This is a genomic window from Enterocloster sp. HCN-30185 (assembly GCF_037890305.1).
Lineage (GTDB): Bacteria > Bacillota > Clostridia > Lachnospirales > Lachnospiraceae > Enterocloster.
In genome coordinates, this window is sequence record NZ_JBBKBT010000001.1 from 28,592 (window position 1) to 43,449 (window position 14,858).

General features: G+C 48.3%; 13 protein-coding genes. All 13 read right to left on the reverse strand.

The features are described from left to right. Window positions 1-170: 170 nt before the first annotated feature. On the reverse strand, window positions 171-1,589 hold the full coding sequence (locus WKT10_RS00125) for a serine hydrolase domain-containing protein (protein WP_296038487.1): 1,419 nt from the start codon (window positions 1,587-1,589) through the stop codon (window positions 171-173). Continuing rightward, window positions 1,586-2,671, reverse strand: coding sequence for a dipeptide epimerase (locus WKT10_RS00130; RefSeq protein ID WP_066544143.1), 1,086 nt, complete (start codon window positions 2,669-2,671; stop codon window positions 1,586-1,588). The genes WKT10_RS00125 and WKT10_RS00130 overlap by 4 nt, the downstream gene beginning before the upstream one ends. Before the next feature lie 81 nt (window positions 2,672-2,752). Continuing rightward, window positions 2,753-3,751: an ABC transporter ATP-binding protein gene (locus WKT10_RS00135; protein ID WP_066544145.1), complete on the reverse strand. Its 999-nt coding sequence runs from the start codon at window positions 3,749-3,751 to the stop codon at window positions 2,753-2,755. After that, window positions 3,748-4,740, reverse strand: a complete 993-nt coding sequence (locus WKT10_RS00140; protein WP_066544148.1) for an ABC transporter ATP-binding protein — start codon at window positions 4,738-4,740, stop codon at window positions 3,748-3,750. Before WKT10_RS00140 ends, WKT10_RS00135 begins: the two co-directional genes overlap by 4 nt. A gap of 14 nt (window positions 4,741-4,754) precedes the next feature. Then, a complete protein-coding gene (locus WKT10_RS00145) occupies window positions 4,755-5,663 on the reverse strand; it encodes an ABC transporter permease (protein ID WP_096807389.1) in 909 nt (302 codons plus the stop codon). 7 nt (window positions 5,664-5,670) lie between these two features. Next, window positions 5,671-6,603: an ABC transporter permease gene (locus WKT10_RS00150; protein WP_066544151.1), complete on the reverse strand. Its 933-nt coding sequence runs from the start codon at window positions 6,601-6,603 to the stop codon at window positions 5,671-5,673. A 74-nt stretch (window positions 6,604-6,677) separates the two neighbouring features. After that, entirely contained in the window at window positions 6,678-8,288 is a 1,611-nt protein-coding gene (locus tag WKT10_RS00155) for an ABC transporter substrate-binding protein (RefSeq protein WP_296038490.1), read from the reverse strand. A 133-nt stretch (window positions 8,289-8,421) separates the two neighbouring features. Further along, window positions 8,422-8,847, reverse strand: a complete 426-nt coding sequence (locus WKT10_RS00160; protein ID WP_296038491.1) for a hypothetical protein — start codon at window positions 8,845-8,847, stop codon at window positions 8,422-8,424. Between the two features lie 6 nt (window positions 8,848-8,853). Beyond that, window positions 8,854-9,789 (reverse strand): ATP-binding cassette domain-containing protein, encoded by a 936-nt coding sequence (locus WKT10_RS00165; protein WP_066544157.1) that lies wholly within the window; start codon window positions 9,787-9,789, stop codon window positions 8,854-8,856. A gap of 6 nt (window positions 9,790-9,795) precedes the next feature. Beyond that, window positions 9,796-10,836: an ABC transporter ATP-binding protein gene (locus WKT10_RS00170; protein ID WP_296038500.1), complete on the reverse strand. Its 1,041-nt coding sequence runs from the start codon at window positions 10,834-10,836 to the stop codon at window positions 9,796-9,798. Between the two features lie 25 nt (window positions 10,837-10,861). Next, the gene (gene oppC, locus WKT10_RS00175; protein ID WP_066544158.1) at window positions 10,862-11,791 is read right to left on the reverse strand and encodes an oligopeptide ABC transporter permease OppC; all 930 of its coding nucleotides are present in this window, start codon (window positions 11,789-11,791) and stop codon (window positions 10,862-10,864) included. Next, the gene (locus WKT10_RS00180) at window positions 11,791-12,741 is read right to left on the reverse strand and encodes an ABC transporter permease (RefSeq protein ID WP_066544161.1); all 951 of its coding nucleotides are present in this window, start codon (window positions 12,739-12,741) and stop codon (window positions 11,791-11,793) included. The genes oppC and WKT10_RS00180 overlap by 1 nt, the downstream gene beginning before the upstream one ends. A gap of 3 nt (window positions 12,742-12,744) precedes the next feature. Beyond that, complete coding sequence (locus WKT10_RS00185) at window positions 12,745-14,724, reverse strand: ABC transporter substrate-binding protein (RefSeq protein ID WP_337434241.1); 1,980 nt, start codon at window positions 14,722-14,724, stop codon at window positions 12,745-12,747. Window positions 14,725-14,858: the final 134 nt, after the last annotated feature.

The following is a 14,858-nucleotide window of genomic DNA, read 5'->3' on the forward strand; positions in this document are numbered from 1 at the left end:
AAACCATTGTCAAGAAGCCCTGACAACGGGGCCAGGACCTTGGGAACAGCATACAAAAAGAGCCCCCATTCCAGCCCTCAGGCCGGGAACAGAAGCTCCTTTTTCTGTCTTTTATCTTTTTCAGTTGAATATGCTTTCTAAGTTTACGTCCTTCGTTCAGCCTGTAAATGTCAGGCCTTGGGGAAGATACGGCTTCCGTATCTGGCGGCAAATACCGTTCCGTTTTCATCTCTGAACGCGGTCAGATATACGTCGCTGTATTTCTTTCTTACCATTCCCTGCCATGGATAAACGGACTTCATCTCAATGGGCGTGCCGTTTACTTCCATGGAGAGCTCACCGTTTTCCAGCTCTTTGATGCTGAAACGGTCGCCTTCTCCGGAAATGTAATCGCCTGCAAGCTCACGTTTCTCCTCTTCACTCCAGAACCGTGGCATATGCTCTGTCCGCTCTGCCTCTAAAGGCAGGCCGCAGTACAGGCGGAGAGCCATAGTTCCGATGGAGTACACCGGCACATCCATAGTATTGCACAGTACGATCACTCCGATGCCCTTCTGGGGACAGAAGCACAGGTTTGAGGATACGCCCGGAAGGCTTCCGCCGTGCTCTACTAAAACCATGTCCTCCATCTGGCTCATTTCCAGACCGTATCCGTAGTAAACGCCCGGCTTTACGATCTGTCTGGGACGGCACATTTCCTCAATGGAATCACGGTCAATGACCTGGGTTCCGTCCTGGCTCTTTCCCTCGTTTAAGTACATGGAAACATACTTAAGCATATCGCCCAGAGTGGACTTTAAGGCGCCGCCTCCGTGGAGCACAAAGGCATCGTTTTCATAATCATGGTCTGCCCGCCATGTTCCATCCTCCAGAGTGTAAAGCGTGGCCGCATTTTCATCCAGAGAATTACGCAGAAAGCTGATATTGCTCCGCTCCATGCCAAGGGGCTTAAAGATACGCTCCTTCAGATATGCGCTGAAGGAACCGTATCCGGAATGGCGGCGTACAATATCGGACAGAAGGCCGAAGCCATCGTTGCAGTAGCTCATGCGCTGTCCGGGACGGCCGGTAAAATGGGTCTGGCTGTCCAGACGGCCTGCCACCCTGCGGATTCCTTCCTCCGCAAAGTCTTCTCTGTCCACCAGTTCCTCTTCCAGACTGTCTTTTATCCCCATTTCCTGAGCAGTTTTATCCACAACGATTCTTGGAAGGGGGAAGTAGCCGCCACTGTGGCTCATCAGATGGCTTAATCGCACCGGCTCCTTCTGGTTTTTATTGGTAAATTCTGGAATATAAGCGGATACTGCGTCATCCACGGACAGAATCCCGTCTTTTTGCATCTGCATGATGGAAAGAGCAGTAAAAGACTTTGTCACAGATGCCATTCCGAAAATAGTATCCCGGTTAATGGGAAGCTTCTTTTCCTCATCCCGGTAACCAAAGTATTTCTCATAAAGGATCCTTCCCGTCCGGTCTACCACGCCTACGGCAATGCCTCTGGCCTTTGCCTCCTCCATGATCTGGGCGGTATGGGCTTCCAGACGGCTGATCCCCTGTGTCATTTCTTCCTCTGTCACTGCCCTGCTCATTGGAACATTTCCTCCTTTAAGCGGACAAGTCCCAGTCCTGGATTCTCGGACAGAACCAGATCTTTTGTATTTTCAATGGTAAATCCACCCTCATAAGGAAGCGCCTTTAAAGAGAAGCTTGCATCCAGGTCTGCTCTTGTGATGTTGCCGAGAGCTGCGCCCAATGCCGCTGCTGCATTGATGGCGATTCCGCTCTCCTCTGCCATACAGCCAAGCATGATTTCTACGCCTGCTGCTTCAGCAATATTTACGATCTTCTTTGCTTCCCACAGGCCGCCGCACTTCATCAGCTTGATATTGATGAAATCCACTGCTCTCTCAGAGACAAGACGGAGGGCGTCCTTAGAGTCCCAGCAGCTCTCATCTGCCATAACAGGCACAGGGCTGTTGGCAGTTACATACTTTAAGCCTTCAAAATCAAAGCGGCGTACCGGCTGCTCTACCAGCTCAATATCGTATTCGTTAAGGCGTTTTAAAAGCTCTACAGCCTCCCGTGCATGCCATCCCTGGTTTGCATCCAGACGGATTTTCACATCATCGCCTACTGCCTCACGGATGGCCTTTACTCTGGCAATATCGTCTGCGATATTCGTTCCAACCTTGGTCTTTATCACACGGAAGCCTGCAGCCACATGCTCCTTTGCGGCAGCAGCCATAAGCTCCGGAGTATCAATTCCCACGGTCATATCCGTTTCAATGGTATTGGAAAGTCCTCCAAGAAGCTTGTAAAGAGGAAGACCAGCTGCTTTTCCCAGAATATCGTGGCAGGCAATATCCACTGCCGCCTTTGCAGTTCCCGCATAAGCAACCGCACGGTTCATCACAGCATTGATTCCCTCAATGTCTCTTGGATCCATTCCGATGAGCTTTTCACGGAACACACGCAGGGTCTCTACCGTCCCCGGCAGGTTTTCGCCTGTGATCAGAGGGCCTGGAGAACCTTCGCCGTATCCGGTGATCCCTGCGTCGGTCTCAATCTCCACCAGGCAGCTCACCGCATGGGTAATTACACCCAGAGAAATGCGGAAGGGACGAACCAGGGGAACCTGCATCATGTGAACCTTCATGTCCGTAATCTTCATAACTGTTGCCTCCTTCTTTGATCCGGCCCGTGCTTCCTGCTTCGGGTCGGTAATTTACATCATTTACAGCTTAAATCCATTTTATTTCTGGCATCCCCCGCAGAAATGACAGGCGCACATATGGCCGCCGCCGATATCTTTAAGCTCCGGCTTCTGCACAGAGCAGATTTCCTGAGCCATAAAGCATCTTGTATGGAACACACAGCCGGAAGGCGGATCTGCGGGACTTGGAAGATCGCCCTGAAGCAGGATCTTCTTTCTGGTGCTGTGGCGCTCCGGCATAGGAATTGCTGACAGCAGAGCCTGGGTATATGGATGGGAGGGATTGTCATATAACTGGTGTTTATCAGCCAGCTCCACCACATGGCCCAGATACATTACCATCACACGGTCGGAAATGTGGCGGATAACGCTTAAGTTATGGGAAATAAAAATATATGCCATTCCCATGGACTCCTGCAGATGGCGCAGAAGATTTAATACCTGTGACTGAATGGATACGTCCAGAGCGGAAACTGGCTCGTCACAGACAACTAAGGACGGCCCTAGTACAATGGCTCTTGCGATACCGATTCTCTGGCGCTGGCCGCCGGAGAACTCATGAGGATAACGGTTGTAATATTTCGGGTTTAAACCTACGACCTCCATCACCTCTAAAACATGGGCTCTCATCTCTTCCTTTGAAGCGAAACGCTTCTGGATCTTTAAGGGCTCCTCGATAATTTCACCGATGGTCATACGGGGATTTAAGGATGCGTATGGATCCTGGAAAATAATCTGCATTTCTGCACGCATTTTCCGGAGCTCCTGACCGGACGCCTTTTTAAAATCTTGCCCCTTATAGATGATCTCACCATCTGTAGGCTCGATCAGACGCAGTACGGAACGTCCCATGGTAGATTTTCCACATCCGGACTCTCCTACCACACCAAGGGTTTCTTTTGGGTTTAAGGTAAAGGAAACATCATCCACAGCCTTGATAAATGTCTTTTCTCCGGACCGGAATGTCTGTTTCACCGGGAAAAGCTTTCTTAAATGCTTTACCTCCAAAAGGGGCGTTTCATTTATATGTTCGCTCATTTGGCGCTTTCCTCCCATCCTTTCATATATTTAAAGCAACGCACCCTGCGTCCATTTACTTCCTCTAACTCCGGCATCTGCTTTCGGCAGATTTCCTTTGCATAAGGACATCTTGGACAGAAGGCACAGCCCTCAGGCATATCGTCAAAGCTTGGCACCATGCCCTCGATCACACTTAATTCCTTTGTGTCATCGCCGTCCAGTCTGGGGATACAGCTCATAAGGCCTGCGGTGTAGGGATGCAGCGGTTCATCAAAGATCTGATCGCAGGTAGCATGCTCTACTACCTTTCCCGCATACATTACCATTACATCATCCGCAACCTCGGCAATTACGCCCAGATCGTGGGTAATCATCATAACAGAGGTGCCTGTCTCTTCCTTCAGCTCATTGATCAGATCCAGAATCTGAGCCTGGATGGTAACATCCAGAGCCGTAGTAGGCTCATCGCAGATCAGAAGCTGGGGATTGCAGCATAAAGCCATGGCGATCATCACTCTCTGGCGCATACCGCCGGAAAGCTGATGGGGATACTCGTCAAAGCGCTTCTCTGCCAGAGGGATCTTAACCTTTTTAAGCATCTCAATCCCCTTTTCTCTTGCCTGCTGCTTTGTAACATTTTCATGGAGCAGAATGGCCTCCATCAGCTGCTGGCCGATGGTGAATACAGGGTTTAAGGAGGTCATGGGCTCCTGGAAGATCATAGCCACCTTATTGCCTCGGATCTGACGCATCTGATCCTCATTCTTCTTTAACAGATCCTCTCCCTCAAACAGGATCTCTCCTCCTGCATGGATTCCGGGAGGCGTCTCCACCAGTCCCATAATGGAAAGAGAAGTGATACTTTTACCGCAGCCGGATTCTCCTACGATCCCCAGGGTTTTTCCCCTCTCAACGGAAAAGGTTACGTCATTGACCGCCTTTACCAGTCCGGCATCGGTACGAAAATATGTCTTTAAATTTTTAACTTCCAGTATTTTATCTGCCATTGGGTCCTCCTTCATCAGTTTTTCAGCTTGGGATCTAATGCATCTCTTAAGCCGTCACCGAAAATGTTAAATGCGATTACCGTGATCATGATTGCCACACCAGGCATAATGCTGTAGACCGGACGGTAGCTGATAAAGGTCTGAGCTGCAGAAATCATATTTCCCCATGAAGGTGTAGGTGGCTGGATACCAATACCAAGGAAACTTAAGGATGCCTCATACATGATCGCATTGGGGATACCCAGAGTAACTAAAACAATGATGGTAGAGAGGCAGTTGGGAACCAGTCCCTTGGTGATGATCCAGAAGGTAGATGCTCCGCAGGCGCGGCTGGCCTCTATGTACTCCTTTTCCTTTAACTGCATCACAGAGCCGCGGATCATGCGGGCTGTGCGCACCCAGGTTAAAAGTCCCAGTGCGATAAACAGGTTTAAAACACCCTTTCCAAGGAAAGTCATAATCGCCATAGCAAAGATCAGATCCGGGAATGCCTGGAAAATTTCCATAATACGGGAAATCACACTGTCAATACGGCCGCCGTAGTAGCCTGCAACAGCACCCAGGGTAACTCCTACAATGGAAGCCACGATCTGAGCTACAATACCGATACTTAATGAAACACGGGAACCGTAAATAATTCTGGAAAGAATATCACGGCCATATTCGTCGGTTCCAAAGGGATGAGCCATGCTGGGCTCTGCCAGTACGGCAGAATAGTCCTGATAGGTTGGGTCATAGGGAGCAATGACAGGTGCAAAAATAGCAACCAGCACTAAAAGCACCAGTATTCCTGCACAGAACATAGCCATTTTATTCTTCTTTAAGCGGCGGAGGCTGTCTCCGTAAAAACCGGAGGAATACTGCATCCCCTGCTCCATCATATCCTGTTCAAACTGTTTCTGTTTATTAAAAAAACGTATCATCGCTTACTTACGCTGCTCCTTTCCCATATCGAATTCTTGGATCCAGGAATGCATAGGAAATATCTACCAGCAGATTCACGATTACGAATACGAACGCAATATACATAACCGTTCCCTCAAGAAGAGGAAGATCGCGGTTTGACATAGCGTCAACTGCCAGCTTTCCGATACCCGGAATTGAGAATACTTTTTCAATCAGCATGGATCCTGTCAGCATATAGCCGAAATCCGTTCCCACCAGGGTAACAATGGGGATCATTGCATTCTTTAATGCATGCTTGAGGATAACAGACCAGCGCTTTGCGCCCTTTGCCCTGGCGGTACGGATGTAATCCTGATTTAATACCTCCAGCATACTGGTTCTTGTGATCCTGGCCATACTTCCCGCATATCTGGCGCCTAAAGCCACGCTGGGAAGGATATAGGAAGCAGCAGAATCAAAGCCGGAAATAGGAAGGATGTTCAACTTTAAGCCAAACACGATCTGAAGAATGATCGCTACCCAGAAGGCCGGAGCAGAAACTCCTACGATGGAGAGGATCATCACTGCCGTATCAATGCCCTTTCCTCTCTGTACTGCGGAGAAAATTCCGCAGGGAATACCGATTACTGCTGCAAATGCAAAAGACATGCAGGCCAGCTTCACTGTCACTTTAAAGCAGCGAAATAAAGCGTCTGAAACGACTTCTTTTGTAAAATAGGAAGTTCCGAAATCAAAGCGGACCGCTCCCTTTAAGAAATTAAGGTACTGGACATGGTAAGGAAGATCCAGTCCCAGTTCGTGGCGAACCTTGGCGATAGTCTCGGGATCCGCACGTTTCTCCAGCATCATGGCAACCGGATCTCCCGGAACAACCTGCAGCAGGATAAAGGTAATAAGACTGATACCCAGAAGTACGAAAATGGTCTGGGCCAGACGTTTTGCCGTATACGAAAGCATAATTTCCTCCTGATATAAAAAATAGGGGGCGGGAGCATATTACGCGCTCCTTTTGCCCCCCTGTTTCACATGGATTACTGCTGAATATCCGCGTTCTTCCAGAACATACGGAAGGTAGCATTCATCTCAAAGCCGGTGATCTTCGGATTTAAAAGATAGAACTTTGTTTCATTGTACAGAGGTGTGGTTGCCCAGTCCTCTCTTGTCATGATGTGTTCTGCCTTTGCGTAAATCTCCTGACGCTCGGCCGGATCTGTAGTTGCGATTCCATCTTCCAGAAGCTGATCAAATTCTGCATTGTGCCAGAAGCTGGAGTTGGAATCTGTCTTAGTCATCGGATAAAGCATACTCTCAGGATCGGAGTAATCTACATACCAGTTGGCAATACCGCAGTCAACACCGCCGTTCTTCTTCATATCAGACCATGCAGCGGAGTCAACCTGCTCAACCTCAACCCGGATGCCGGCTGCCTTTGCCTGCTGCTGGAATGCAGTAACGATTGCAACGTTACCCTGATACTTGGTATTTACAGTCACACGCAGATCAATTCCGTCCGGATAGCCGGCTTCCGCTAAAAGAGCCTTTGCCTGCTCCGGATTGTACTCGAACTCAGGAAGAGTCTCGTCATGTCCGATGATGCCTGCCGGAATGTAGGAAGTAGGAACGGTTGCTGTTCCGTGAAGGATGCTCTCACAGATCGACTTGCGGTCGATAGAAAGAGCGATTGCCTGTCTTACCTTTGGATCCGGGAAGGTCTTTGCATTTAAGGTCAGAGTATAGTTTCCGGTAGGCTGGAAGCCGTGCATCTGATCCTTGATCTGGGGATTACTGGAGTATACGGGGTAAATGGAAGGATCCACATCTACATAATCTACATTGCCCTTCTGGTATTCCAGTACCTGTGTATTTACATCTTCGATAAATTTGTAGTCCAGTCCGTCTAACTTCACAGCGCCACCGTGGTAATCATCAAATCTTGACAGTACAACGCCTACGCCGCTCTGATAGCTGTCCATCTTGAAAGGACCGGTTCCGTATAATACCTGCATACCCCAGGTATCTCCAGCTTCCTCGCAGGCTGCCTCAGGATAAATCGCACAGTATCCGGTAGAAAGAACGGAAGTGAATGGCGCGTATGGCTTAACCAGCTTGATGGTAAAATGAGTATCATCCTGTACCTGAATACCGGACATCTCCTCAGCTGCGCCGTCAGCCAGTTCTTTATAGCCCTCTACATTCTCCATCAGAGTTGCCATCTTTGTAAGCTTTACCAGACGCTCAAAGGAATACTTTACATCAGAGGCCTTTAAAGTCTCCCCATTGTGGAACTTCACATCGGGAAGCAGCTCGAAGCTGTAGGTCATGCCGTCCTCGGATACCTCCGGAAGAGCGGTAAGAAGATTAGGCTCCAGACTTCCGTCTTCCATCGTAGTAATCAGAGACTCTGTTACATTGTCTGTGATCTTCATAACAATACTATAGGTATACTGCTGGGGATCCAGAGCCACCTGTGGATCAACTGCTGCGACTCTTACAACCTTGCCGCCAGCCGGTGCTCCTGCTGCCGGCGCCACAGTAGCGCTTTCTGCTGCTGCCGTTGTTTCCGTCTGACCGGAACCGCCGCAGGCTGACAAAGAAAGTGCAGCTGCAATTAAACATACGACTACCGCAAATCTCTTTTTCATAATTACATCCTCCTGTGCTTTTGTATAAACATTCGATTTTACACTTTTTTTAGTATAATATTTCACTGACCGTTTGTCAAGGACATATGTTGCAGAAACAGCGACAATTCTTTTTATTAAAAATTTCCATTTCTCACAAAAAATCTCCCAGGAACTTCACCAGCCAGGGAAGCATAAAAAGGGCGCCGCAGATTAGGCTGGCTGCCAGACTGCATACAGTCCGCTCCTCTTCTGATAATTCCTCATAGGACACAATATGCTCATCTGCAAAATCCACAATGTCCGTATAGCTTTTTCTCACCAGCTTCTTTTTCTTCCGCTCCTCCAGCATATGGTGGATTGTTACCCCGTCCAGATGGAGATAGGAAAACCAGGCCATACAGAAAAATAAAAGCCCTGCCGTGAGACAGCCGTCTCTAAGCAGCGAGAACCGCCCCGCTGTATTTATAAATCTGTCCCACAGAAGAAGGGCAGTTACAGCAAGGGCGGCTCTTGTTACGCATTTGTATAAAACGGGCCGTATCATATAAGTTTTAAATAACGAACCTTTTTTATTCATTGCATTTTATCCTTCGATCTCTTTCCGATATCCTTCCAGTTCTCTCTGATTGCCCCAGACAAAATGGCCAGGCAGAATTTCTTCCCAGACAGGCTTATCTGTGCTGTAATCATGGATGGACGGATCATAAACCAGAAGCTTCTTTTTCTTTTCCAGTTCCGGATCCGGGATCGGCACCGCCGACAGCAGCGCCTTGGTATAAGGATGGAACGGATGAAGGAACAGTTCTTCTGCCTCTGCCAGCTCCACGATCCTTCCTTTGTGGATAACCGCAATCCGGTCGGAAATAAACCGTACCACGGAAAGATCATGGGCAATGAACAGATAGGTCAGGCCTCTGGTCTGCTTTAAATGATTTAACAGGTTTAATACCTGAGCACGGATGGATACGTCCAGAGCGGAAATCGGCTCATCCGCCACCACAAATTCCGGTTCCATGATCAACGCCCTGGCAATACCGATACGCTGGCGCTGGCCGCCGGAGAATTCATGGGGGAAGCGGGAAGCAAACTCCGGCAGAAGTCCTACCTCACGGAGCGCATGCTCTACCTTTCTCTTTCTGTCAGTTTCATCCTTGTAAAGATGGAAATTGATCAGTCCCTCTGAAACAATGTAGTCTACCTTGGCCCGTTCATTTAAGGAAGCCATAGGATCCTGGAAGATCATCTGGCAGGACTTAACCACCTTGCGGTCCAGTTCCTTTGAAATTTTTCCGCTGATGCGCTCTCCCCGGTAAAGGATTTCTCCGCCGGATACAGGATTGATCCGGGTAATAGCTCGTCCGATGGTAGTCTTTCCAGATCCGGACTCGCCTACCAGCGAAAAGGTCTCTCCCTTATAAATGTCAAAGTTTACATGGTCAACAGCTACAAACTTCCTTTTGCCGCTTCCGAAGGTAATCTGCAGGTCTTTGATTTCTATCAGTTTTTCTTTCTCTGCCATTGCGTCTTACCCTCTTCCTTTCATTTTTTCACGGAGTTTGCGGATGGAATCCGGCTGTTCGATCTTCGGAGCCCTTGGATCCAGATACCAGGTCTTTGCCTTGTGGGTAGGACTCACATCGAAAAATGGAGGCTCCTCCTCAAAATCAATGGCAAGCGCCATACGGTTTCTGGGAGCAAAGGCGTCTCCCTTGATCTCATTAAACAGGTTTGGCGGCGTTCCCTCAATGGTTGGAAGCTCCTCTCCCTTGATACCCAGCTGAGGCAGGGCGGAAAGAAGCGCCCAGGTATATGGATGCCATGCATCATAAAATATCTCATCCACCTTACCATACTCTACGATCTGTCCTGCGTACATAACAGCCACACGGTCGGCCACATTGGCAACTACGCCCAGGTCATGTGTAATGTAGATAACCGTCATGTTCAGTTCCTTCTGCAGATCGCGGATCAGGTTTAAGATCTGTGCCTGAATGGTAACATCAAGAGCCGTCGTCGGCTCGTCGCAGATCAGGATCTGAGGGCGACAAGCCGCGGCGATTGCGATTACCACCCTTTGTCTCATACCGCCGGAAAATTCATGGGGATACTGCTGATACCGGCGCTCCGGATCAGGAATCCCTACCTTTTTGAGCATCTCCAGAGCCATCTTCTTTGCCTCCGGCCCCTTAATGCCCTGATTTAATTCTATACTTTCCTCAATCTGACGGCCAATCTTTTTAAGAGGGTTCAGCGAGGTCATAGGATCCTGCATAACCATGGAGATTTTCTTTCCTCTGATGGTCATCCAGTCCTTTTCTGTCTTATACTTTGCCAGATCCTTTCCCTCAAACAGGATGGAGCCGCCGGTAATGGAACCATTGGCATCCAGCATTCCCAGGAAGGATTTGGTAAATACCGATTTGCCGGAGCCGGACTCACCTACAATGGCAAGCGTCTCCCCCTGGTATAAATCCAGGGAGCATCTGCGGATGGCATTTAACTTTTTGCCCCGCAGGCTGAAGGAGATCTCTACGTCTCTGGCAGATAAGATCGGTTCTCTTTCCATATTTGCCATGAACATTTCCTCCGTTCTATACATGATTTCTTGGATCTGCCGCATCTGAGAAGGCGTTGCCCACCAGATAGAAGGTGATTGTAATAAGAGATACGATCACCGCCGGGAACACAAGAAGGTATGGATACTGAAGGAAATAGTTTCTGGCATTTCTTAAAAGAATACCTAAAGAAGGCGTATTTACATCCAGTCCCAGGCCCAGATAGGACAGTGTGGACTCAAGAGCAATGGTCTGTGGAATGGACAGGGCCAGACGAAGAATTACCACACTGATCAGATATGGGAAAATGTTCTTAAGCAGAATTCTCCATACGGGAGTGCCAAGACATCTGGAAGCCAGATTATATTCCCGGTCACGGTACATGAGCACCAGGTTCCGCACGTTTCTTGCCATTACCAGCCAGCCGAAGGCAATCATGGCAAGAGCCATATTGCGGAAGCTCTGTCCAAAGACAAGGGCTGCCAGAGTCATGTAAATAATAATCGGAATATTGTTAATTACATTGTAAATCTCGGTAAAGATGCGATCCAGGCTGCGCACATAGCCCCAGATACAGCCGATGATTACGCCGATGACGCACTCTCCTGCTGCAACGATCAGAGCCAGCTTAATGGAAACCTGAGCCGCATACCATACCTGACACCAGTAATCACGGCCCAGATTATCTGTTCCAAACCAGAATTCGCTGTTTGGCTTTGTAAATGCCAGAGACGAATTTGCCATGATCTGAGCCTCAGAGTAGTTATACTTTCCAATGCTCAGCGCAATAAAGGAAAAGATTACCAGTGCAAAGAAGACACCCGCCATAACAACGGCGGATTTCTTCTTGAAAAAGTTCTGAAAAACAGACTTCCAGTAGGAGTAATCGGAATAGCCGATTCGCTCTGCCGCATCTGCGGAATATTCCACAAACCGGAATTTATCCTTTTGTGTATCGTTGTTCATCAACGGCTGCCTCCTTTGTCTGTCAGTTTAATTCTCGGGTCCAGGGTCATCATCAGAATATCGCCCAGGAATACACCGATAATTCCCAGAGCGGCATAAATAATAACCAGAGTCTGAACTACATTTAAGTCGTAGCGTGTAATGGCGTCTGTCAGCAGGGGACCCATACCCGGAACAGAGAAGAAACGCTCTACCAGGAGAGAACCGCTGATGGTCAAAAGGAAAGACGCCGGAATATACTGTACCAGAGGGACAAAGGCATTTTTCAGAACATGTTTTACCATAATATTCTTAGAGGACATACCCTTGATCCTGGCAAGCTTAATATAATCCTTATTCAGCTCGTCTACCATATATCGTCTGGTCCACAGCGCATAGTGGGCAATGGAGGTTAACGCAAGGCATACGATCGGAAGGATGCTGGAGCGGGTGGCATTTCTGGTGGAATACAGCGCCGGAAGGTTCAGCAAATTGGCGCCAAAGGCCAGCACCAGCGAGTAGGATACCAGCGGCGGAACAGCATTTACAAAAACCGTGTACGCCGTTCCCACATGATCCAGCATCCGGTCCTTATTTCTGGACTGGATAATACCCATGGTTACGCCGATTAAAAGAGCAATCACCAGGGCAATACACCCCAGACGCATAGATACGGAAAATTTAGTTCCGATTACCTTAAGAACAGGAGCGCCGTTCTGAATTCTGCGGGATGTACCGAAGTCCAACCGCAGAAGCTGCCCATAAAAACGGCCCAGCTGCTGTTCCATCGGATCTAACAGGCCGGCTGCCTCCAGCTGCGCGTTCTTCTGCTCTTCCGTAAGCTTCATTACCTGATCCTCTGTAAAGTAGTAATCTGTGGGAAGCATACGCATAAGCAGGAACACGATGGTGGCGACAACCAGCACTGTAATCAGGGACTGAAGCAGTCGTTTGGCGGTATATTTTACCATATATTATTTCGCCTCAGATGCTGCCTGGAATTCCTTGTACTGTTCTGTAGTATAGGCGTCTACAGAAGTCTTCCAGTTCTTATACGTGTAGTTCTGAATACCGTACATGGCGTTCATCTTGGAGTAATCGTTGATCTTGGTCAGCTGCCACTGAATCTCATACTCCATAGGAATCGTAAGCGCATGCTGTAAGAGATATACCTCAGCGTCTACATATGCATCATAACGCTTGTCAGGTTCATCATAGATAGCACCTGCTGCCTCTGCCAGAGCGGAGAACTCCTTGTAGGTTGCAATCAGGTCTTCATCCGTTGCATTATTAATTCTGGAATAGTTGTTGGAGTAGTAAGCGCCGTCATAGCCGTAACGTTCCTGGTCAATGAAGTTTGCAGGATCACCGTAGTCAGCTCCCCAGCCGCTGATATAGAAGGAGCCCAGACCAGGCTGTACGACCTCCTTGGTCTGACTGGAAACAAAGGTTTTGATGTTTAAGTTCACATACTCTGCTCCCAGGCACTCAGCGAAGGTCTGCTTTAATACGGTTGCCTTATCAAGAGCATCCTGATTGCCTGCGATGATGTAGTAATCCATCTCTACCGGGAAGGAAACGCCCTTGGCAGCCAGTTCTTCCATCGCCTGCTTCTTATACGCTTCTGCCTTTGCAGCATCGAAACGTCTTGGGTTCTCGCCGTCAGAAGGGGCAAATCCCATCTTCTCCTCTACCTTTGCAGCATAATCGGTGCCGTCAGAGTAATACAGGAGACCCTTCATAGTGTAGCCCACATTCTCGCAGTGAAGAGGCTCGATAAAGTTAGTTCTTGACCAGTAGTTTCTCAGATCCAGTCCGTAGTATAAAGAAAGGCGGAAGGCTTCGTTTGCAACTGCCTTGTTCCAGTTTTCATCTGCTGAACCGTCATCCTTGAACTTGTCAAAATTAAAGTGCATCTGGTAGGAATACTTTTTCGGTCTTGTCTCGCTCAGATAGGGCTTCCATTCATTGCTGTCATCATTGTAAATCGTTCTTAAGTCAGCCTCTGCCAGAGCGATGTTGTCCAGCTCGCCATTCTGCCACAGCTGATATAACTGAGTGCCGTCTACCATACGGACGGTAACTGTATCAAACAGCTTTGCATCCTTATCAAAATAATTTTCATTCTTTGTAAGGATCTTTTCGTTGTTCATGGTAAAGGTTGTCTCAAAATAGGGACCTGTATACCACATGGTTTCGTTTGTCATGCCGACCATGTTATCAACGCCCAGCTCATCAATCAGAGCCTGGGAGATAGGATACATGCAGGCTGATGTACATACGGTATCAAAGTAAGGAGCGTTGAGCGCACAGTGATAGATCAGGGTATAATCATCCGGAGCCTCAATGCCTACCATCTCCAGCATCTTGGATGTATCAAGAGCCTTGGCCTCTTCTGCGGAAAGCTCCCTGGTATAATTGTAATAATCCTCAGCCCCCTTAATCAGAGCCAAAGGCATCGATGTGTTGTTGGATCCGTTCTTGTGGAAGTTTAATACCCACTCCATTGCGGTAATCCAGTCCTGAGCTGTACAGTCAGCCTTTACATTGCCGTTGATATCAACCCACTTAACATCGTCTCTCAGCTTAAAGGTCCAGGTAAGGCCGCCGTCCTCCGTTCCCCATTCCTTGGCAACTGCCGGTCTTAATTTACCGTTTTCATCTACCTCGATAAGTGGTGCATAGAGATTACAGAGTATATTTAAGTCAGCTGCCTTCTCTGTATTCAGAATAAAAAATCCTTCCTGCTCTCTATTTGGAGCTTCATAGGTTACCAGATCCTTAATTGCATTCTTATCACTTTCCTCTGCCTGAGTACTGCTTCCAGAACCTGCATTACCTCCGGCACTGGTGTTTCCCCCACCATTTCCAGTGCTCTGTCCGCCGCCGCAGGCTGTAAGAGCCATCGCTGCGCCCAGCATAAGAGCTGCAATTTTTGCTGCATTTTTTCTCATAGTGCATATTCTCCTTTCATAGATAAAAGACAAGGAGCCGTGTTCAAAAACTGTCAAAAACAGTATGACCCTCTGCCATCTAGTGATGTATTTTACCATCAAATACCGCCTTGTGTCAAGCACCGGCGTACATT